Here is a 20,346-nt window from a genome sequence, read left to right as displayed (position 1 = left end):
CTTATAATGAAGTTATAATTTCATCTTGACTACGAAAAAAAGCAACCAAATTCATTTTAAAATAGGGAGAAATTTTCGGTGAATGATATAGAAGCTAAAAATAAACTGAATGAGCTGCTTAGTTTCCCTAAAGAAACAGAATGGATTGAGTTTAAGCACAATAACTCAAAGCCAGAGAACATCGGCGAATATATTTCCGCTATTGCTAATGCTGTAACCCTCTATCAAAAAAAGCAAGGTTATATCGTTTGGGGAATTGAAGATGTCACACACAAAGTAGTTGGCACAAACCAAAGTCTACGCCAAAAAAAAGTAGGCAATGAAGAATTAGAAAACTGGCTATTAAAACTACTTAGCCCTTCAATTGATTTTAGCATACACGAATTTGAATATAAAAAGAAGCCAATTGTTATGATGGCTATACAGCCTGCGAAGTACATGCCGGTTCGCTTTAAAGGCGAAGAGTTTATTCGCATAGGAAGTTACAAAAAAAAATTGAAAGACTTTCCCGAAAAGGAAAGGAAACTGTGGCAAATTCTAGCAAAACAAGATTGGTCCGCGCAAATTTGCGAACAAGCCACCATTGACGATCTTGACCCTGATGCTATTTTGTTCGCAAGAGAGCAGTACAAAGAAAAAAATCGCAAGCGATCTCAGGAGGTAGATAACTGGGATGATATGACATTTCTCAACAAAGCAAAACTATGTATTAGTGGCAAAATTACTCATACCGCTCTGTTACTACTAGGAAAAGAAGAGTCGACAAGTTACTCTCTCCTGCGATTGCCCAAATTACGTGGATACTAAAAGATGAAAAAGGAAGAGAAAAAGACTATCAACACTTTTACCCACCGTTAATTACCACAGTAGATGAAGTGCTAAAAAAAATACGTAATCTAACGATTAGGCACCTGCCAAGTGGCACCTTATTTCCCATCGAAGTAATGCAATATGAACCATGGGTAATTCGCGAAATGCTGCACAATTGTATTGCTCACCAGGATTACGACTTATCGGCACGTGTTAATGTTGTTGAGCTGCCAGACTCTTTACTCTTTACAAATCGCGGTGATTTTCTTCCCAGTTCAGTAGAAGAAGTGATTCGCCAAGATACTCCCACAGAACAATACCGCAACCCATTTCTCGCGCAAGCGATGGTCAATTTAAATATGATTGACACTATCGGTAGTGGCATAAAGCGCATGTTTGAAAAACAAAAAGAGCGCTTTTTTCCCATGCCAGACTACGAACTACACGAAGTAGAGCGAGTTAAAACGAAGCTTTTCGGAGAGATAATCGACGAAAACTATACCAAGCTACTGATCAAAGAAACAGATCTTGATCTTTGGGATGTCATTGCACTAGATAAAGTACAGAAAAAGCGCAAACTCTCGCAGCAAGAGTTCAAATCTTTAAAATCGCGCAAGCTAGTAGAAGGAAGACGTCCAAACCTATTTGTTTCTGCCCAAGTTGCCGCTGCGACTAATAAAAAGGCTCTCTACATTAAACAAAAAGCCTTCAATAAAATATATTATGAACAAATGATCATTTCATATCTCCAAAAGTTTGGCGAAGCGACGCGAAAAGATATTGAAGAACTTCTTATCGACAAGATTTCTGATGTTCTTGATCGTAAACAAAAGAAAAACAAAATTAACAATTTGCTCCAAGGAATGAGAGCAACAAAACTCATTTATTCTACTGGGACAAATCGCTGGGCAAAATGGTGTTTATTTGCGACAAAAAATATACCAAAGTAATGAAGTTTTTTCAGATAAAAAACGCCAGATAAACACATTTACATAAAAAATAAGTTATTTACTACCAGACAAATACATCTAAGTATTTTCTAGACATAAAATATATCTAAAAAAATACGTTATTCAGAGAATTATGTCTAGAACAGAAACTGTTTATTTTGTAAGTTATTTACTACCAGACAAATACATCTAAATATTTTTTAGACATAAAATATATCTAAAAAAATACGTTACACAGAGAATTATGTCTAGAACAGAAGCTATTTGTTTTGTAAGTTGTTTACCACCAGACAAATACATCTAAATATTTTCTAGACATAAAATATATCTAAAAAAATACGTTACACAGAGAATTATGTCTAGAATATAAACGATTTATTCTGTAAGTTGTTTACTACCAGACAAGTACATCTAAATATTTTCTAGACATAAAATTTGAATTACATAGAGAATTATGTCTAGACACTACAGATATTCCGCAACCAAAAATCGAAAGAAAGCAAACACATGGCAATAAAGAAATCCGAGTTATACAGTAGCCTTTGGGCGAGCTGCGACGAACTACGTGGTGGTATGGATGCTAGTCAGTACAAGGACTATGTACTGGTTATGCTTTTCATTAAATACATCAGTGATAAGTGGGCATGGTGCTTCTTGGTAAATGGATTCTTGAAAACAAGCCGCATGCACGCATTGTTGTTATTACCGACCGCGATGAGCTCGACAAGCAAATTGAAAAAGTCTTCAAAGACGCGAAGCAGCAAATTTACCGCTCTTCTAGTGGCAATGATTTAATCGCCAAACTGCACAACCCTAAATTTCGCTTGATATGCTCGCTTGTGCATAAATTTGGACGCAAGGATGTTAAAAACTTTGAACGTTTTATTAAACAGCTCAAACAACAACCGCCTATCGTTGCCGGAGATTTATTTGTGTTTGTCGATGAGTGCCACCGCACCCAAAGCGGAAAACTTCATCGCACCATGAAGGCGATGTTGCCGCAATCTACCTTTATCGGTTTTACCGGAACTCCGTTGTTGCAAGAAGATAAAAAAACAAGCATGGAGGTTTTTGGCAAATACATCCACACCTATAAATTTCACGAAGGTGTTGCCGATGGGATTATTCTCGATCTTGTTTATGAGGCAAGAGATATCGATCAAATCATCACTTCGCATAGTTCTATCGATAGCTGGTTTGATCGAAAAACCAGAGCGCTCAACGATTTCCAGAGAGCACAATTGCGACAACGTTGGGCAACAATACAAAAGGTGCTCAGCAGTCGCTCGCGTATGGAGAGAATCGTCGACGACATTGTTCTCGACTTTGCGACAAAGACACGGCTTAGTTCTGACAGTGGCAATGCTATACTAGTAGCGTCGTCTATTTACGAAGCTTGTCGTTATCATGAGTTATTCTTACAAACAACTCTCGCCGCGCAGTGTGCGATTGTTACCTCTTACAATCCAAGTGCCAAAGACATTAAAACAGAAGACAGTGGCAGTGAGACAGAACGACAATTTATGTATGATCATTACCGCAAAATTTTAAATGGCAAATCCACAGAAAACCATGAAGATGAAGCCAAACGAAAATTTTGCAATGAACCACAAAACATGAAATTACTAATTGTAGTGTCTAAACTACTCACCGGTTTTGATGCACCTAGCTGCACTTATTTGTATATCGATAAGAATATGCGCGACCACGGTTTATTTCAGGCGATTTGTCGCGTAAATCGTTTAGATGGCGAAGACAAGGATTTTGGCTATATTGTCGACTATAAAAATTTGTTTGCTTCTGTGCAAGACGCGATGTTCGTTTATACCTCGCCGCTAGATTGCGAGAATTTTGAGCGCGAGGACATTGACATTATGCTCCAAGATGGTTTGCAAGCAAACCGTGAAAACTTAGAAGTCGCTCGCAATGCGATATTTCTTCTGTGCGAGCCAATTTCATCACCAACAAGCGAAGACTATCGCCACTACTTTTGCGGAAATCCCGAAATCGCTGAAGATTTGAAAGAAACAGAGGTGAGGCGCAGCGCTTTGTACCAACATGTGGTAACTTTAACGCGTGCATATGTAAACATCGCGGATTCTATCACCGAAGCAGGTTATAGTAATACCCAAATAGAAGAAATAAAACAAGAGGTCGATTTTTATGTAAAAGTACGCGCAGAGATTCGCGCAGTAAGTGGCAAAACCTTGGACCTTCGCGCTTATGAAGCCGACATGCGTCACTTGATTGACAATTACATATCGGCATCCGAACCGCGGCCTATTTCCAATTTTGGCGGAATGTCATTGCTTGAGATCATTACCATCGCAAATATTTCCGCAGCAATAGACAGTTTGCCACCAAGCATTCACGGAGATAATAACGCCATTGCCGAGACCATCGAAAACAATATTAGGCGCTGCATTATCAATGAAAGCGCAACAGACCCAGTATTTTTTGACAGAATCTCGCGCTTGCTAATCGAGATCATCAATCAAAGGCGTGAAAATGCCATTGCCCACGAAGAATACTTACAGCGCATAGCGCAGTTAGCAAGACAAGTACAAACACGCAACAGCGAAAATATTCCCCGTTCGCTAACAACTGCAGGACAAAGAGCGCTGTTTAACAATCTAGAGCGCAATGAACAACTAGCTATTGAAATAGACAGCGCCGTAAAAAAAGTGAAAAAAGACGATTGGCGCGGTAATCAAGCCAAAGAATGAGAGGTTAAAGCCACTTTTTAAGTTACTAAACGATGTAGATAAAGTGGAACAAATTTTTGAAATCATTAGTCAACAGAGAGAATACTAAATGAGCGATATCAAATTGGGAGATCTCAATATAGTTGTGCTGCACAAAAAAATAAAAAACATCCATTTAAACGTTCATCCGCCGCAAGGAAATGTAACAATCTCTGCACCTGCTCATATAGACTTAGATACCATTCGCATATTTGCGATATCCAAATTGCGTTGGATCAAAAAACAACAACACAAATTCCAAAATCAAAAAAGAGAACCAAAGCGCGAATATATTACCAAAGAAAGCCATTATTTTAAGGGAAAGAGATACCTGCTAAAAGTAATCGAACGCAATAAAAAGCCACAAGTAATTCTAAAACACAGCGAAATACAACTATGCGTCCGCCCACAAGCAACAACCGACAAAAAGAAAAAAATACTAGACGAATGGTACCGTATACAATTAAAACAATTGATACCACAACTACTTAAAAAATGGGAAAAACGCATAGGGGTAAAAGCAAGCGAATTTAGAATAAGAAAAATGCGCACCAAATGGGGAACATGTAACACAAAAGCAAAAAGAATTTGGCTAAATCTGGAACTCGCCAAAAAGCCAATTGAGTGCTTAGAATATATTATTGTCCATGAGTTAGTGCATCTTCTTGAAGGAAGCCATAACAAACGCTTTATTAAATTCATGGACAAATTTATGCCTAAGTGGCGCTTTTATAAGGAAAAACTGAATTATTTACCGCTGGGTTTGTAAAGTTTTGGAAGTAGCGAAAAGAGTCGTACTCTTTGTTGTCTTTAAGCTTTCTTAAAACATATGACAAAAAGGAAAACGGAAATGGACTATTTAGAAGATATCGAGACAGCTTTAATTCTTGTAAAACAAAGAGCTTCTTCTTTTGGAAGTTTTGCATATGATTTTTGTGATCAACATTTTAGTGCTGTTGCGAGACAAAATTTAAAAGAGTATTGCGACAGTTATGGTGTATATATTATTAGACAAGCGACCACGTTAAAAATTATCTACATTGGTAAGGCTGGTACGGTAAAAAATGATGGTACATTTAAGCAACAAGGGCTATTTAAAAGACTGACAAATGAAAGAAGCCAAAAAACACCTGCTAATATTTGGTTTAAGGGCTTATTAGATAAATATGGCTCCTTACAAATTGATTATTTTATCTTAGAAAAATCTTTTTGTCCTGCTTTTGCGGAAGCTATTTTACTACAAACCTATCTAAACGAAAATGGTTTTTTACCTGAAAAAAATGAAGCTTTATAGCTACAATTTTAGAAAAATCATTCGCACCTAAATATTTTACAAATACTTGAGTTTGAGAAAAATCAAGCATGCCATAGCTGTAGGTGTTTGGGCAACTCACCATAGCAAGTTTGTCATCATCGCTACAAATGTTGAATATAGGCATAATTTGCTCAATAAACAGGCCGCTTTCGTCACGTCTGACAATTTTGAAAAATTCAGCTTTCACTTTTTCTTTCGCGTCATTGAAGTATGGATACCGGCCTAAACCTTCCAATTTGCCTGACGTAATATCAGCGATTGAAATTACTCTTGCTAGAGTTTTTCCCCATGAATTGCGCGTGATCCAAAATCGGGGACCCTTAGTCTTTTTTTAAACAAAACAGGCTTGCCAAAACTTCTCTGTGCAATTTGTTGTATACTATCATAGGCGCTGTAACGCACAAAGCTATTTTCGTCTTTTATTAGTGGGTAGATATAGGGGATGTTTTCCGGTTTCCCGTGATCTCTTAGTAACCAACATGCGCAGCGTCGAACATACCAGCCTGGGTTTTTCAATAGTGGTAAAATATCAGGGATATTGTGTTCGTCGATTAATTTTGCTCCTGTATGATAGGCTCCCCAAGCTTTTTCATTATCTCTTAGCAATGGTAGCAAGTGCGGAAAGTCTTTGTTTTTGCCTATTTTTGCGAGTACATCGCAAGCTTGCTCATATTCGCTTTCGCTACTAAGCTTTGGTATCACGATTTCTTCTATATGCTGTCGGGAAGCTCTGTTCTCATATACTGCAACAGAATGTGAGCGAGAACCTTGTTGTTTACTTTTAAATGACGGTTTTAATTCCAATAGTTCTTGGTCTGATGCCAATTTTTCGAATACTCGCCAAGCTCCGTCGGCAATACGTTGGTTTTCAGATTCTAATAGTGGTCTTGCAAGCTTTAGATGTTGTCGATTACCTAATATTCGTATTGCGGATAATGCTTGAGCTTTCACGTCTTCATCTGAATGCTGTAAAAGTTTAACTATATCACCTATTTTATCTTCTGCTTCCCATTCTGTTAGCATCCAACACGCTTCTCTTACAATGATAACATTATTGTCGGAAAGTGCTTTGGCTAGATCATTTGTATAGAGTTCTGCCTTGTCAGACTCATACATTGCACAGAGTTCTGCCTTGTCAGACTCATACATTGCACAGAGTTCTGCCTTGTCAGACTCATACATTGCACTATATGCAAAACTACGCAAGCAAGGTGATTTTTCGTATTGTAGATTCTTTAATTTTTGCCAATCTTCTTGCTTTGCGATTTTCGCGAAAAGTTCCGCGGCTTTACCGGTCATGTGTATATCATCGAAATATTCTAATATTTCGAATACCAAATCAACATGTTCGTGAGTAGCTACGTTAATCATCGCTTCGCAAATTGTTTCTCCTAATAAGTAATCTTTGAAGAAATCTTCTGCTAATGCTACTCCTGTTTCGTTTAAAACATCGTCGTATTTTATTCGACGAAAACGTAGTTTTTCTATTGTTTCTAGAGTCAGTTCTTGTTTTGAGTGCTTCTGTAGAAGTTCTATTGCAACTTTATCCCGATTTCTGATAATATCCATCAACTTTTCAACATCTTTGCTTGTGCCGAGTTCGCCAATGCATTTACAAAAAGCAATTACAGTAAAAAAGTTAGTGTCGTATCGACAATGTAGAACACTGTCTAAATCTTTGTTTTCTCCTAACTCCATAACTGTATAACATGCAATTGTTCGGATATTGGCGCATGGATCATCTAGGTGCCTTTTTATATAATTTAAATATGAAGAATCTTCTAAAGAACGTATGGTTTGGCAACAGATTTCTCTAATATTGTCGCAAGGATCTTCAAAATATGGTTCTAAATATTTAATATATGATTTATTTTTTAACTTAGAGAGTATGTTGAGAGCGCGATATTGTACGCTCCTGTCATCTGAAGACAACAAACGAGGTAATATTTTTTGTATGTGGTTTTCTTTTACAAACTTTACAAACTTATCTACCAATTCATAATCTATCTTATTTTCCATTGGAGAAAGCATGCTACTTTTTGGTTGCAAAAGTAACTCATCCATCCATTGCAGATCGTCTTCATTCGCCCATTTAAAAATGGCATCCAATGCTGCATCCGCAGAGTAGCGATCTTCAATCAATTCTCTAAGATAAGGAATATAGTCGCGATTGCCAAGTATACCAATTGTTTTACATGCTTGTTCTCTGTAGTCCCAACCTTCGTGATCCAACAAAGGCACTATATCTTGTAAATATTCCTTGGCTTGTAAATCAACATAGGCATCGCAAACTTTTTTTGTGTAGTAAGATATAGGAATGAGTTTGCGTAATTTTTTGATGATGTAATTACGCTTTTTGTAGTCGTAGCTTTTCGTTACACCTATGATTGTTGCCGCAAAAAATAGCTGATTGTAAAATAAATCTTGGTTTTTCTTCGCTATTATCTTATTGAGAAGTCGGTAAAATAACTTGGGGGATTTTTGTTTTAGTGCTGTTGCGGCTATAGACACCGAGTCTTCCCAGTTAGGATATATAAAATAAAATCTAGAAATGTCTTTTAGTAACTCGAATAAGACATTTGCATTTGTGGTCATTTCTAAAACAAATAACGTTGGATAATGCCAATGACTGCGTTGCATGTTATTTTTTAATTTGGTTAAGGTATTTTTATTTTCGTTGTTGTTATTAAAGTCATTCGCGATCGCTTTTGCTATCAGGTATTCTTGGATGGAAAGATGTTGAAAATAGTATTTCTGTTCGTCTTTGCGCAATACACCGCATTTTCCTATGAATTCGCGAAGCATGCGGCTGCTTTCTCTACCACTATCTGATATGTTGTGCTGTTGTAAAGATTTTTCTAGTGATATGATTAGATCTTCTTCGTCGAATCTTTGCGGGATATCGCTGTTATAAACTATTTTCCAAATTGCATCTGCGAGTATCATTATTTTTTTAGTAGGCGATAATGGAATGTTATTCCCTACTGCTTGTGTGTTTGTAGATTCTAAATTCTCGAATAAATTGTTGAGCATCTTTTTATAGAATTCTGAACGTTTTTTTGGAAGTTTTATGTCTTTGGTAGCGAGATAACAAATCATACTAAGAAGTAAAGGATTTCGGGAGATAGCGCTCATCGCTTTGTTTGTAGCTAGCTGGCTTGTTAGTTTTTTTTCATACTTTTTTAATTCAGGAAATTTTTTGATGTAGTCGTTGCGCATTTCGTTATTTAGTTCTGAAACTGCGTATACTTGCATAGAGCTGGCTAATCCTTGGTATTGCCGAAAACTAATAGTGCGGCATGTGATGATCACAGGGCAATGTGGATACTTTCTTATTAATGTAGGTTTTATATGCGTGTCTAAAAATTGTGGATTTGCAACTTCATCTAAACCGTCTAAAAGTAAAAATATATCACCGCGCCTTAGCCAAAAATCCCATTGTTTGCTATCAATATTTTGAACATTATGTGAGTAGTGCTGATATAAAAATACTTCGAGATTTTTTTCCTCAGACTTTTCCCAATCGCTTAATTTTATTTTTATCGGTATCTTGCCATAACTATTTTTTAGTGATTTTTTAGCAAGTGTCCAAACTATATTACGCACCATCGTACTTTTGCCACTGCCAGGCGCACCAGTTACTACCAAACGTGGGGTGGGATCTTTGGAAAAAAGTATGTCTTTGATATCTAGTTTTTGCGTTTGTGTGTCTTTATTTTTTTCTGTGCGTTCCCATTTGGAATGGCTTGCTTGAGAGTGTAAATCTTGTTTTGGCAACCTGTGCGCTTTTATTTCTTGGAGAATAGGAATATTTTGGTAGTTTGTTGCCATCTGTAGCTCTACACCATCAAAAAGTCTTATTGTTTCGCAGTTTGCTTCTATTTCTTGTAGCAAGTGTCGTCGTGAATCTTGGTAGCGAATGATTTCTTCCGTAGCTTCGTTGATATTTTTTACGCGAACAATATTTATATTTTTAGTGTGATTATCATCTAAATCAAAGGCTTGCTGTGATGAGATGATTATGGTGGAGTAGTTATTGTTTGCGCTCTTTATTTTGTCGTTGATGTAATCTACTGTGTTAAAATTACCATCTTCACTAAAGGTGGCAGAACACACTATTTTATCTAGGCAATAGTTTTGATTCTGGTTGAGAAGTTTCATTGTTGCGATAGCAAATGCTCCGCCAAGGGAAGCTCCGTGTATGTCGTCAAGAGGTTTATTGTCATCGCGATGTATGCTCCAGAAAATACTATGATTTTTATTCCATAATTTGGACTGAAGAGCAAATTGTTTTACTTTCTCTATGGATTGGCGAAATATATCGTCGGTTATCAGAAAGCGATTATGTTTAGGGCAAGAAAACATAAGTTGTTTGTTGTTGTCGACAATTGTTAAGTTGAGTGTTCCGGTGATGCCACTATTGCCTTTTTGTTTGTCCACAAATGCAATGCCAATACTTTCTTTGGGCAGCACTTTATAATTGTCTGATAAAAAATTTAGAAAGGCATGCTCTAGTAAATCTTCGGCATCATGCAAATCATTTTCTATATAGCGTTTGGTAACGTTTATTAACTTTTTAAATATAGCGTATTGTTTGATTGGAGTTGTTGTTTTTCGTTGCGCTGGTTTGCAAAACGCTCGATAAAAATTTTCTAACCTTTGCTCAGCACAGACTAGTTCTTCTAATGATACCCAAGGCACTAAAATATTATGTGATTCTTTGTGTATAAAATTTGTCCAACTTTGAAGATGGTATTGGGTATGAGACATATCGCCTATAACTCCTGAAATAATTTAACTTTATCTGTTTGAATATTATCCTTGTATGGGAAAGCGATGATGGGCAAGTTACTCACTTGACCTTTTTCTATAGGAAAAAGAGCTAGCTCATCACCATAGGGTAGAAAAATACAGCTTTTCTTTTCAGAATTATCTACTTCAATAATCACTTTGATTGATTTAAATTTCATCTCTTTAGTGCTAAGACGATAGACAATTTCATCATATTCTTTTGCTACATTGCCGACAATTTCACCGTCGAGTAAACTGATATCTTTAAAGTCATCATTCGAAGCAGCGGCTAAACCTTGTGGTGACCAAATACATGGCAAAATTAGACCTTCTTGGGGAATTAGCACCACATTGTTTTTGGTGTTGTTTTTGGTGTCAGACTGAAAATGTTGTTGCAGCCATTCATATTGTGTGTTGCAGTTGATGCATTGTTGTAAATGACACTCTAAAGTTGTTTTTTGTTGCAGAGTTAGTGAATCATCGCAAGCCATAGCTGTCCACTTTTCTTTTATATAACTTGGAATCCAGCATGCATAGCTATTTGATTTATTATGTCATTAATATATTTCTGGATCTAAAAGTGGATCTTCACAGCCAAATTCTTGTATTGCCACAACGATATCTTTGTTCCAACAAATTTCTTCGTCGCACTGTAGTAAAAAATCTCGCACTTTGCGGATAGTTGTCGAAGGTAAATCTAGCTCTTGTGCATACTCTTGTATAAGACTAAACCCCATTTGTTGTTCGTTGCGTAATTGGCAAAAAATTTCGGCGAGTTCTTCGTCGAGTTCTGTTTTCAATTCTTGTGCACGATCTAATAAAAAAGATCCATCCATAAAAAATTCATATTGTTTTAGAAAATTAGATAAATCCTCTTTTACCAAAATTTCTATCTCGCGAAGAATTGTTAGCTCGTCTTGGTTGAGTCTTTCTTTGCGTAAATAGCCAATACACATTAGTATCCCAAAGGCATTACTTGGCTTTTTGTCGTTATTTTCCCATTCGGCTATGTAGTGACGAATTTCTTGAAACTTTAGTTGCTTTAGCATGTTATTCACCTCTGGTATTTTGCTAGTAGGTCATCTATTTTTTTTACTAACTCGCTGTCAGATTCTATTTCCTCATATGCGTCAAAAAAACTACTGAACTGGTTTTTGTTTTTAAAGGGAAAAGTCCATGTGGCGTTTGTATACATCTTAATATTACGGTGTTTAGCATCTTTGTTTTGGTTGTTGTCCGTTTTTTCATGCATTTTTGCAATAGCGGCAAATAAGGTTTGCAGACTTCCGCTATTTTCAGAGTGGCAAACATAGTACATTGATACAACAATGTTATTTTTACAAAAAATAGCAAAACCATAAGGAGAAATACCTGCAACAGTATCTATCCATGTGCCTTTTTTTTCTTGCCTTTGATATTCTGCACGTAAAGGGTATTTCCACATAAATTGAATGTCTTTTTCTGCGCTTTTTGCAACCTCTTCATATATATCTACACATTCTTGTTGCGAAATCTGACTTTTTTTATTGTATTTTTGCAAAATTTCAGGAAAAACTTTTTTCCAACCTGGCTCTCCATCTGATAGTAAATGCTTTTCTAATTTGTTTTTGAATAACTCTATATTCGGAAAAAAAGATATTCGAACGGTTTTTTCACCGTCATTAATTTCAAAAATTTTCTTCTGCCAAGGCATTTTTCAAGCTTCCTTTTTGTAACCAAGTAAGTTTTGTTCTTAGTACAGTCAAGTGACGATCAATCGCGTTTCGCGTCTTTTTGAGCCAGTTGGCTATTTTTTCAGGCGAAACATGAGGGTTTTTATTTCCGTTGTTGATTAGCTCTAAAATAAGTTCTTGTAGTTGGTGCTGAATTTTACGAACTTGTTGCTCGCATTTTATTAGTAAGTGCTTTTCATCGGGATCAAATCGATAGTTAAAAAAATACGGAAGCCATAGTTTTAATATTGTGCGGCGTAAACATGTTAGGCGTTGAATTTCATAGTAGATTTCATCCTTTAGCTTTATCGATGGCGCTTGATATGCCATTTGTTGTTCATGTGCTATGTTGTTGAGGTTTTCAAGTTTTGGGAACAACTCAAACGATATTGTTTTTGCTATTTTTCGTTCTCCTACTTGAAGTGTTTCGCTGCGTTTGATTTGCAAAATAATATTTACAACAACCGTAGTAAGGTATGTTATCAACTTCGATTTTTGTGGATCATAGTAGTTTAATTTATTACCCAGTAGTTTATCGATCAAAGCATCGCGAATAGATTCCACTATTTCTTCCCAGTTGTTTGGCGACAAGTCAAATCTTTTTGCCCCCAGTTTTGAAGTAACTTCGAAATAACCAACCTCCAAATTTTATATTTTTTCTAGTAAGAAATATAGAGGTTGCTGTGCTCCTAAAGATAGCTGTTCAAAGCTTTTTTGCACATCTTCGTCTTCGCAAAATTCTCTTAAGTTCATGTGTTTCTTTCTATCATTGATGACTGTTTTGCCATTATTTTAGCATTATTTTTTTTTAAAAGGTCAGATTTTATTTTCAGTAAGCATATAAAGCCTCAGAGAGAACCCAACGACTTTTTAGGAGTTTTACTATGCTTAACATCACCACCGTAAATTTTCACTTAACCAAGTACTGTAATCTTAGTTGCAAGTTCTGTTTTGCTAGATTTTATGATGTAAAGAAAAAACACCCACTGTCGCTATGCGAAATGAAAAAACTAATGCTTATGTTTAAAAATTCAGGATGTATAAAAATCAACTTTGCAGGTGGTGAACCTTTTATCTATCGAGATCTCGGTGAACTTGTTCGCTACTCTTACGAAATAGGTCTCAAAACATCGATTGTTACCAATGGAAATTTTCTTACAGATGAGTGGTTGCAAAACTATGGCCGTTTTTTACATTGGATTGCCATTAGCTGTGATAGTTCTATTGAAGCGACGCAGCAAGGCCTTGGTCGCGGCAAAGGAGACCAGGTCGAAAAAGTAAAAAAAGCCTTCCATATAATACAACGCTTTAATCGCCAAAAGCGGCATAAAATTCGCAAAAAACTCAACTCGGTAATTACGCGCTACAACTACGAAGAAGATATGAGTTCTTTTGTAGAGGACTGCGCTGTTGAGAGGTGGAAGGTGCTGCAAATTTTACCTATTGATGGTGAAAATAACTACCACTATCCAGAGCTAGCTATTACAAATAAGCAATTCAAAGATTTTCAACAGCGACACCAAATATATTTACAGCGAACCAGTTTTAAATATCGGAGTAGAAAAAGCTCTATGGGAAGTAGGGTTTTCCCACGAAAAATTTTGTCAACGCGGTGGTCTTTATGAATATTAGAAAGGTTTTACTATGAAAATTATTGCTCTTGAGGGTATTGATGGTACAGGTAAGACAACCATTTTTGAAAAATTAAAATCTTACTTTCATGGTGATTCGAGCGTTGTTTTTGCTAAATCTCCACCGCCACCATTTGATCAAATAATACCTGATTTTTGGGAGAAACCGAAACTAGAACGTTTTTTATTTTTTCTTACCGCAAATATGTATTTTTGCAGTAAGAAAAGTGATGGCAAAATTTATGTTCTCGATCGCTTTATTTTTTCGACTTATGTAACCCATATTGTCAGTCTTAGTGATAAGCAGGTACTTAAGTCTTTACTTGATGAAATCAATGTTCCTAAGCCGTCAAAAACGTATTTGATCAAGTCGTCACTTACAACGATTAAAGAGAGACTAGACGAACGTAACAATGAAATAGATAACAAACTGCGAAGTGATCGCGCGTATTTTCGGATGTTATATGATCAGTACTATAGCAAACAAGATGTGGATCTTGGTGAAGTAGAAACGCTTAAAAATGAGACTTGGGAAGATTTTGAGTTGAGTGTCGATATTATCAAACGAGATATAGAAACGATGAAAGGGAAGTAATGATAGGTACGCTGCAACATAGTAAAATATTGGAGATAATATCGATCAACGAATGTGCTTAGGTGCAACTAGGAAAAAAATATTGTAACACCCTCAAAACTAATTAATATTAAAAAGAAATCTCGCAGTGTAACACACAATACAGTGAGATTTCTTTTCAACTAACAATGGAATGAATTTAGAAAACTAAAGCGCAAAGGAAAAAGAAAGAAATAGATATGCACATACTAAAAGTTATTCATGGTTATCCTCCGAAATATAATGCTGGTTCGGAGGTTTATAGTCAGTCTATTTGCAATCAATTGGCGAAATCGCATAAGGTAAGTATTTTTACACGCGAGCAAAATATATTTGCCTCAGATTTCTCTATTAGAGAAGAAGCGGATGGTTCACTAACCAAATATTTTATTAATTTACCACGAGAAAAAGATGGTTATCGACATTCGCAACTGGATAGTGCTTTTGCGCAACTTTTAGATAGAGTAAAACCTGATGTTGCGCATATTGGGCATTTAAATCATCTTTCTACGGGAATCATTGATAAACTCAATGAAAAGAAAATACCGATTATATTTACCTTACATGATTTTTGGCTGATGTGTCCGCGAGGACAATTCTTGCAGACAAATTTTGCGAATCCTAATTTTTATCAACTGTGTTCCTTTCAGGAAAATCGTAAGTGTACAGAGAATTGTTACCGCGCTTATTTTTCAGGGCAAGAAAGCGACTATGAGAGAGATGTTGAATACTGGACACAGTGGATTCAAACGCGAATGGAAGAAACAAAGAGGCTTTGTAAAAAAATTCAATTATTTTTAGCACCTTCTCGCTATTTACAAAGCCGTTTTATTGAGGAGTTCAAATTACCTCAAGAAAAGATCGTTTATTTAGACTACGGATTTCCCTTGGAGTATTTACAGCCTGTCGAAAAACAGAATGAAGAATTTACTTTTAGCTACATCGGAACTCATATACCTGCGAAAGGCGTATCGCTACTTATCAAGGCTTTTGTTCGTTTAAAAGGAAAAGCAAAGCTCAAGATTTGGGGGAGAAACAACGGCCAGGGAACAGCTTCATTGCAAGCACTTGCCAAAGGGTTATCGTCATCTATGGCTGAAAAAATTGAATGGATGGGCGAGTATGCAAACTGCGATATTGCACATAAAGTTTTTGCAGCTACAGATGCTATTGTTGTGCCTTCTATATGGGGAGAAAATTCGCCATTAGTGATACATGAAGCACAAGCTTGCCATACACCAGTAATTACAGCAAACTACGGAGGAATGAAAGAGTATGTGCATCATAAGGTAAATGGCCTTTTGTTTGCGCATCGCAACTGGAAATCTTTAGCTGAGCAAATGCAATATGCTTTGGATCATCCAGGTGAAATGAAAAATTTTGGAAAAAAAGGTTATCTATTTTCTGATGATGGACAGGTACCAAGCATTCAAAACCACTGCACTGCTTTAGAGAAATTTTATCAAAACGTTGTTAAGGATAAATAAATGTCACCGCAAAATCTTTGGCGTATAACACTCGACACCAATCCAGAAGATTGCAATCTTCAGTGTATTATGTGTGAAGAGCACAGTCCCTATAGCGATTTTAAACAAAAATTGTTTGAGAAAACTGGTGTAAAAAGACGAGTTATGCCTATAACCTGGATTGAGAGTATTATGTTCCAAGCAAAGCAACTTGGTGTAAAAGAAATTATACCATCGACGATGGGAGAACCTCTTATATATGAGGGAATGGAAGATATAGTTTGTCTTTGCAAAAAACATAATATTCAACTTAACCTCACCACCAATGGAACATTTCCACGAAAATCTGTGCAAGAATGGGCCGAAATACTTATTCCGGTTATCTCTGATGTCAAGTTTTCATGGAACGGAGCTACGCAGGAGACCGCAGAAAAAGTAATGCTAAAAATTCCATTTGATAAAGTTTTAGACAATGTAAAGCAGTTTATTAAACTACGAGATGAGTATTACCAGCAATCAAATTATTATTGTCGTGTTTCTTTCCAACTGACTTTTATGACAAATAATATGCATGAACTCGCTAACATTGTCAAGCTAGGCGCAGAAATAGGAGTTGATCGAATCAAGGGACATCATTTATGGGCGCACTTTTCAGAAATAAAATCGCTTTCTATGAAGTCAACTAGTGAGAATATCGCCAAATGGAATTCTTATGTGAATGAAGCTTACAAGGCACAAGAGAAATATAGAAGACCTAACGGAGAAAAAGTTCTTCTTGAAAATATATTACCTGTAGAAGATGGTAGTCTCGAAGTACCTGAAAGTTATAAATGTCCGTTTCTAAATAAAGAGTTATGGATTTCTGCGACAGGAAAAATTTCTCCTTGTTGTGCTCCCGATGAACAAAGGCAGCAATTAGGGGACTTTGGCAATATTCAAACAACATCTATTGTCGACGTTTTACAGAGCGAACAATATCAAAATTTAGTCGATAATTACCAAACTATACCGTTGTGTAAAAGTTGTAACATGAGGAGGCCACCACAATGAATTGGAAAGAAATCAAAGTTTCCAAAGACCATACTCAATTTATATACAATGACAAATTGATTTTTAAAAGCTTTGCTGAAGTTTTAAAATTCCATGAGCCAGGTATTGCAGCGGTGTCTGACACTTCTGGTTGGTATCACATAAACATCAACGGAGAGAATATATATTCACAGCGATACCAGCGGACTTTTGGTTTTTATCAGAAAAGAGCGGCCGTAGTGTCTGAAAATAATTGGTATCACATCGATGTTGATGGAAAACTTGTATATCAAAACAAGTATGCATTTGTAGGAAATTTTCAATACGATCGTTGTGTTATCAGAGATTTTGACCGGCATTACTTTTATGTAGATACTTTAGGTAAACGCATCTCCAAAGAAAACTATAAATATGCTGGAGATTATAAAGACAATTACTCTTGTGTTATGTTAGCTAATGGTTGTTACAAACACATCGATAAATCAGGTAATTTTATTTATGAGACTTCATTTAGAGATCTTGGTGTGTATCACAAAGGATTTGCAACTGCCAAAGATGAAAACGGCTGGTTTCACATCGATACAGAAGGCGATGGTATTTACTCTGAAAGATATGCTTTTGTAGAACCATTTTACAATGGCTGTGCCTTAGTTCAAAAATTTGACGGTAGCAAGGTAATTATTGATGAGCAAGGTAAGTGCGTACATTCCCTAATACATTGATTAAGTAACTTTGGAGTAATATGATGTCTAGAATAATAAAGTTATATCTTGCTCGTCATGCAGAACCGCAAACTTTACACTATAAAAATTATTTTCCTGGTCCTCCATTGGGGCAACGCGGAATCAAACAGGCGCACATGATGGCAAAATACTTGCGCAATAAAAATATTCAGCAGGTTTATACTAGCAACTTTACTCGTGTAATACAAACACTACAACCATTTCTTGACACGCGGTTAGAACAAGTTAGCCCTACTATTGAAAAAGCACTGTGGGAAAGAGAAAAAGAGGTTGAGTCGCATGAAAGCCTTGTTGAAAGAGTTACAGCTTGGATTAGGAATAAGTCAAATTTGATAACGAGCAACACTGCTATTTTTAGCCACTGTGGACCGATCAATATGATTCTCCAGTATTTTGATCCGCAGAAAACGGTATTAGATTATCTCTACACTTGTCCTTTTTTGTGCCATACTCCGTTCGCTGGTATTTGGGAGCTAAATTTGCAAGACTTTTGTTTAGTTGATGGAAAACTTATTTTTGTTGAAGATATGGAGTCGTGATGAAGCCAACGCTAGCGATTTATGGCATTCAGGATCGGCATAATTATGATTCCCCTGGCTATGTTCATGATCATTCATTAGTTCTTATGGAGAATGGTAAAGTAATTACTTATCTGCATTTAGAACGTCTTACACGTCGCAAACATGATAACCGTATGCATATTTGTATAGAAGATATACTAGATGAACACGATTTTTATTTACCTGATGAATTTGATATTGTGTTTGTCGATTCTTTTGTCGGAAGATCTTTTATTTCCAACTCTGGAAAAATTCGTTTTGAAGGCCCTATTGGCGGACCATTGGCCACAGATGTTGAACTAGGTAACTGTTGGTGGAAAGATCAAGAGCGAGAAGCTTATGTTCTTAATCATGAGTTAGCGCATTTATACAGTTGCTTGCCTTTTTATGGTAACTTTCAAGACAATAGCATGTTGATTCACTTTGACGGTGGAGCGAGCCAAGGTAATTTTTCTGCGTGGACATACAAAAATGATGAATTAAAGTTCTTAGAATGCCACTGGGAACTCGCGCAATTATCCAAATATTTTAACGATAATGGATTAACGTTTGCGATTTTGGGAATGAAACACTATGAACATTTGGCGGTTCCTGGAAAACTTATGGGTTATTCTTGTTATGGTAAACATTCACCAAAAATCCACACATGGTTACAAAACAACGACTTTTTTGGCGATATTTGGCAAGACAACACCCCTTTCTACCAAGGCGCGCAAAAAAATTTCGAGTGGTGTAAACAACAATTTGATTTAAAAGATCCATTTTTACAGGATATAGCGGCAACATTTCAATATGATTTCCAAACGCAGTTTTTGTCAAAATTAACACAATTGCAAGAACAACATAGATGTGAATATTTGTATCTCTCTGGTGGTTGTGCTTTGAATATCATTGCCAACACTGCTATCATTCAAAGTGGGTTGTTTAAAGAGATTTATATTCCTCCATGCTGCGGTGATAGTGGGTTGGCAATCGGAGCTGCTTCTTTTGTCGAACAAAAGAAACATAAAAACATCAAACGGCATAGTCCATATCTCAATAATTTTAAAATCAAACATTACAAGACAACCTATTCCCAAGAGACTATCAAAAAAATAGCGTCTCTTTTAATAGATAATAAAATAGTGGGGGTTTGTAACGGATACGGTGAAATAGGCCCTCGCGCATTAGGAAATAGAAGCCTTATTGCACTTCCTAATTCTACAGAATTAAAAGACAAAGTGAGTATCGATCATAAAAAACGCGAGTGGTATCGTCCTGTAGCGCCTATTATGTTAGAAAGAAATGTGAAAAAAATCACCGGTTTAACTAGCATCCCAATTATCACCAACTATATGTTGGCAGATTTTCACATATTAGAAGAGTACAAAGCGCAAATTCCTGGAGTAATCCATACCAATCAATCTGCTCGAATCCAATCTATAACGTCTAAAAATCAAAATCCTTTTATGTATGACTTGCTCGATTATTTAGAACAAGAACATAATGTTTTTTGTCTCATTAATACTTCGTTTAACAAGAAGGAAGAACCCATCGTTCATACGAAAGAAAATGCTATTGCTTCTGCAAAAAGTATGAATATAGGTGTTGTTGTTGTAAATGGAGAGATTATTTTACTCTAAATTACTAGATAGAATATTATAAGCTTTAAACTCAATCATTGTTGCAAATATTGCTTTTTGCACAAAGCTTCAACAGGAGCAAAGCTAAGTTTCAGTGTTGTATTTATTTGTCAGGCTCAACACTCTTTTGTCACATCGCGATAGTATTTTCTTCGTATATTGGTTTGGTGTTCGATTTTTTAAGCATAATATGCCTCTTTTCGTTTTATAAAATGAGTTTTATGCTTTGTGAACTTTGGCGGGAGTTTTGAGGTGTTTTTTTTGGGGTTTTTGCCCGACTAACCGAAAAAACTAACCGAATAGCGGAAATTAGTGCAAAAAAAAAGACAACAGATTACTCCCTCATCAGGTGTAACTTGT

General features: G+C 36.2%; 17 protein-coding genes and 1 pseudogene. 13 read left to right on the top strand and 5 right to left on the bottom strand.

Translation table 11 applies throughout. The annotated features are described in order from the left end of the window. Window positions 1-78: 78 nt before the first annotated feature. From UABHE_RS20470 to UABHE_RS20445, 6 genes and pseudogenes are all read left to right on the top strand, one after another. A complete protein-coding gene (locus UABHE_RS20470) occupies window positions 79-807 on the top strand; it encodes a helix-turn-helix domain-containing protein (RefSeq protein ID WP_372365127.1) in 729 nt (242 codons plus the stop codon). Window positions 808-875: 68 nt separating this feature from the next. Then, window positions 876-1,760, top strand: coding sequence for an ATP-binding protein (locus UABHE_RS20465; RefSeq protein WP_372365126.1), 885 nt, complete (start codon window positions 876-878; stop codon window positions 1,758-1,760). Between the two features lie 507 nt (window positions 1,761-2,267). Further along, window positions 2,268-2,405 (top strand): annotated as a pseudogene (locus tag UABHE_RS20460) (type I restriction-modification system subunit M N-terminal domain-containing protein); the annotation flags it as partial. Next, a complete protein-coding gene (locus tag UABHE_RS20455) occupies window positions 2,405-4,486 on the top strand; it encodes a type I restriction endonuclease subunit R (RefSeq protein WP_372365125.1) in 2,082 nt (693 codons plus the stop codon). The pseudogene UABHE_RS20460 and the gene UABHE_RS20455, both read left to right, overlap by 1 nt. A gap of 88 nt (window positions 4,487-4,574) precedes the next feature. Beyond that, window positions 4,575-5,273: a M48 family metallopeptidase gene (locus tag UABHE_RS20450; RefSeq protein ID WP_372365124.1), complete on the top strand. Its 699-nt coding sequence runs from the start codon at window positions 4,575-4,577 to the stop codon at window positions 5,271-5,273. 81 nt (window positions 5,274-5,354) lie between these two features. Beyond that, window positions 5,355-5,798, top strand: coding sequence for a hypothetical protein (locus UABHE_RS20445; RefSeq protein WP_372365123.1), 444 nt, complete (start codon window positions 5,355-5,357; stop codon window positions 5,796-5,798). A 294-nt stretch (window positions 5,799-6,092) separates the two neighbouring features. Here the strand turns inward: UABHE_RS20445 and UABHE_RS20440 are convergent, their stop codons facing one another. The 5 genes from UABHE_RS20440 to UABHE_RS20420 all read right to left on the bottom strand — a co-directional run bounded on the left by UABHE_RS20440 (window position 6,093) and on the right by UABHE_RS20420 (window position 12,886). Continuing rightward, complete coding sequence (locus tag UABHE_RS20440) at window positions 6,093-10,589, bottom strand: NACHT domain-containing protein (RefSeq protein ID WP_372365122.1); 4,497 nt, start codon at window positions 10,587-10,589, stop codon at window positions 6,093-6,095. A gap of 5 nt (window positions 10,590-10,594) precedes the next feature. Beyond that, entirely contained in the window at window positions 10,595-11,101 is a 507-nt protein-coding gene (locus UABHE_RS20435) for a hypothetical protein (RefSeq protein ID WP_372365121.1), read from the bottom strand. A gap of 66 nt (window positions 11,102-11,167) precedes the next feature. Continuing rightward, complete coding sequence (locus UABHE_RS20430; RefSeq protein WP_372365120.1) at window positions 11,168-11,659, bottom strand: hypothetical protein; 492 nt, start codon at window positions 11,657-11,659, stop codon at window positions 11,168-11,170. A gap of 5 nt (window positions 11,660-11,664) precedes the next feature. Then, window positions 11,665-12,303, bottom strand: coding sequence for a hypothetical protein (locus tag UABHE_RS20425; protein WP_372365118.1), 639 nt, complete (start codon window positions 12,301-12,303; stop codon window positions 11,665-11,667). Next, entirely contained in the window at window positions 12,278-12,886 is a 609-nt protein-coding gene (locus UABHE_RS20420; protein WP_372365117.1) for a hypothetical protein, read from the bottom strand. The genes UABHE_RS20425 and UABHE_RS20420 overlap by 26 nt, the downstream gene beginning before the upstream one ends. 320 nt (window positions 12,887-13,206) lie before the next feature. On the opposite strand from UABHE_RS20420, the gene UABHE_RS20415 reads away from it, so the two are divergent. The 7 genes from UABHE_RS20415 (at window position 13,207) to UABHE_RS20385 (ending at window position 19,986) form a co-directional block, all read left to right on the top strand. Further along, window positions 13,207-13,947, top strand: a complete 741-nt coding sequence (locus tag UABHE_RS20415) for a viperin family antiviral radical SAM protein (RefSeq protein ID WP_372365116.1) — start codon at window positions 13,207-13,209, stop codon at window positions 13,945-13,947. A gap of 19 nt (window positions 13,948-13,966) precedes the next feature. Further along, complete coding sequence (locus tag UABHE_RS20410) at window positions 13,967-14,548, top strand: dTMP kinase (RefSeq protein WP_372365115.1); 582 nt, start codon at window positions 13,967-13,969, stop codon at window positions 14,546-14,548. 218 nt (window positions 14,549-14,766) lie between these two features. Continuing rightward, on the top strand, window positions 14,767-16,053 hold the full coding sequence (locus tag UABHE_RS20405; RefSeq protein ID WP_372365114.1) for a glycosyltransferase: 1,287 nt from the start codon (window positions 14,767-14,769) through the stop codon (window positions 16,051-16,053). After that, window positions 16,054-17,082: a radical SAM/SPASM domain-containing protein gene (locus UABHE_RS20400; protein WP_372365113.1), complete on the top strand. Its 1,029-nt coding sequence runs from the start codon at window positions 16,054-16,056 to the stop codon at window positions 17,080-17,082. Next, on the top strand, window positions 17,079-17,783 hold the full coding sequence (locus UABHE_RS20395; protein WP_372365112.1) for a WG repeat-containing protein: 705 nt from the start codon (window positions 17,079-17,081) through the stop codon (window positions 17,781-17,783). Before UABHE_RS20400 ends, UABHE_RS20395 begins: the two co-directional genes overlap by 4 nt. A gap of 20 nt (window positions 17,784-17,803) precedes the next feature. Then, complete coding sequence (locus UABHE_RS20390; protein WP_372365111.1) at window positions 17,804-18,343, top strand: phosphoglycerate mutase family protein; 540 nt, start codon at window positions 17,804-17,806, stop codon at window positions 18,341-18,343. After that, window positions 18,343-19,986, top strand: a complete 1,644-nt coding sequence (locus tag UABHE_RS20385) for a carbamoyltransferase C-terminal domain-containing protein (RefSeq protein ID WP_372365110.1) — start codon at window positions 18,343-18,345, stop codon at window positions 19,984-19,986. Before UABHE_RS20390 ends, UABHE_RS20385 begins: the two co-directional genes overlap by 1 nt. Window positions 19,987-20,346 lie beyond the last annotated feature (360 nt).

Origin of the sequence: Candidatus Uabimicrobium helgolandensis (assembly GCF_041508025.1) — a bacterium.
Classification (GTDB): Bacteria; Planctomycetota; Uabimicrobiia; order Uabimicrobiales; family Uabimicrobiaceae; genus Uabimicrobium; species Uabimicrobium helgolandensis.
The sequence above is the reverse complement of the archived record's forward strand: the minus strand, read 5'-3'. Positions and strand labels throughout refer to the sequence as shown.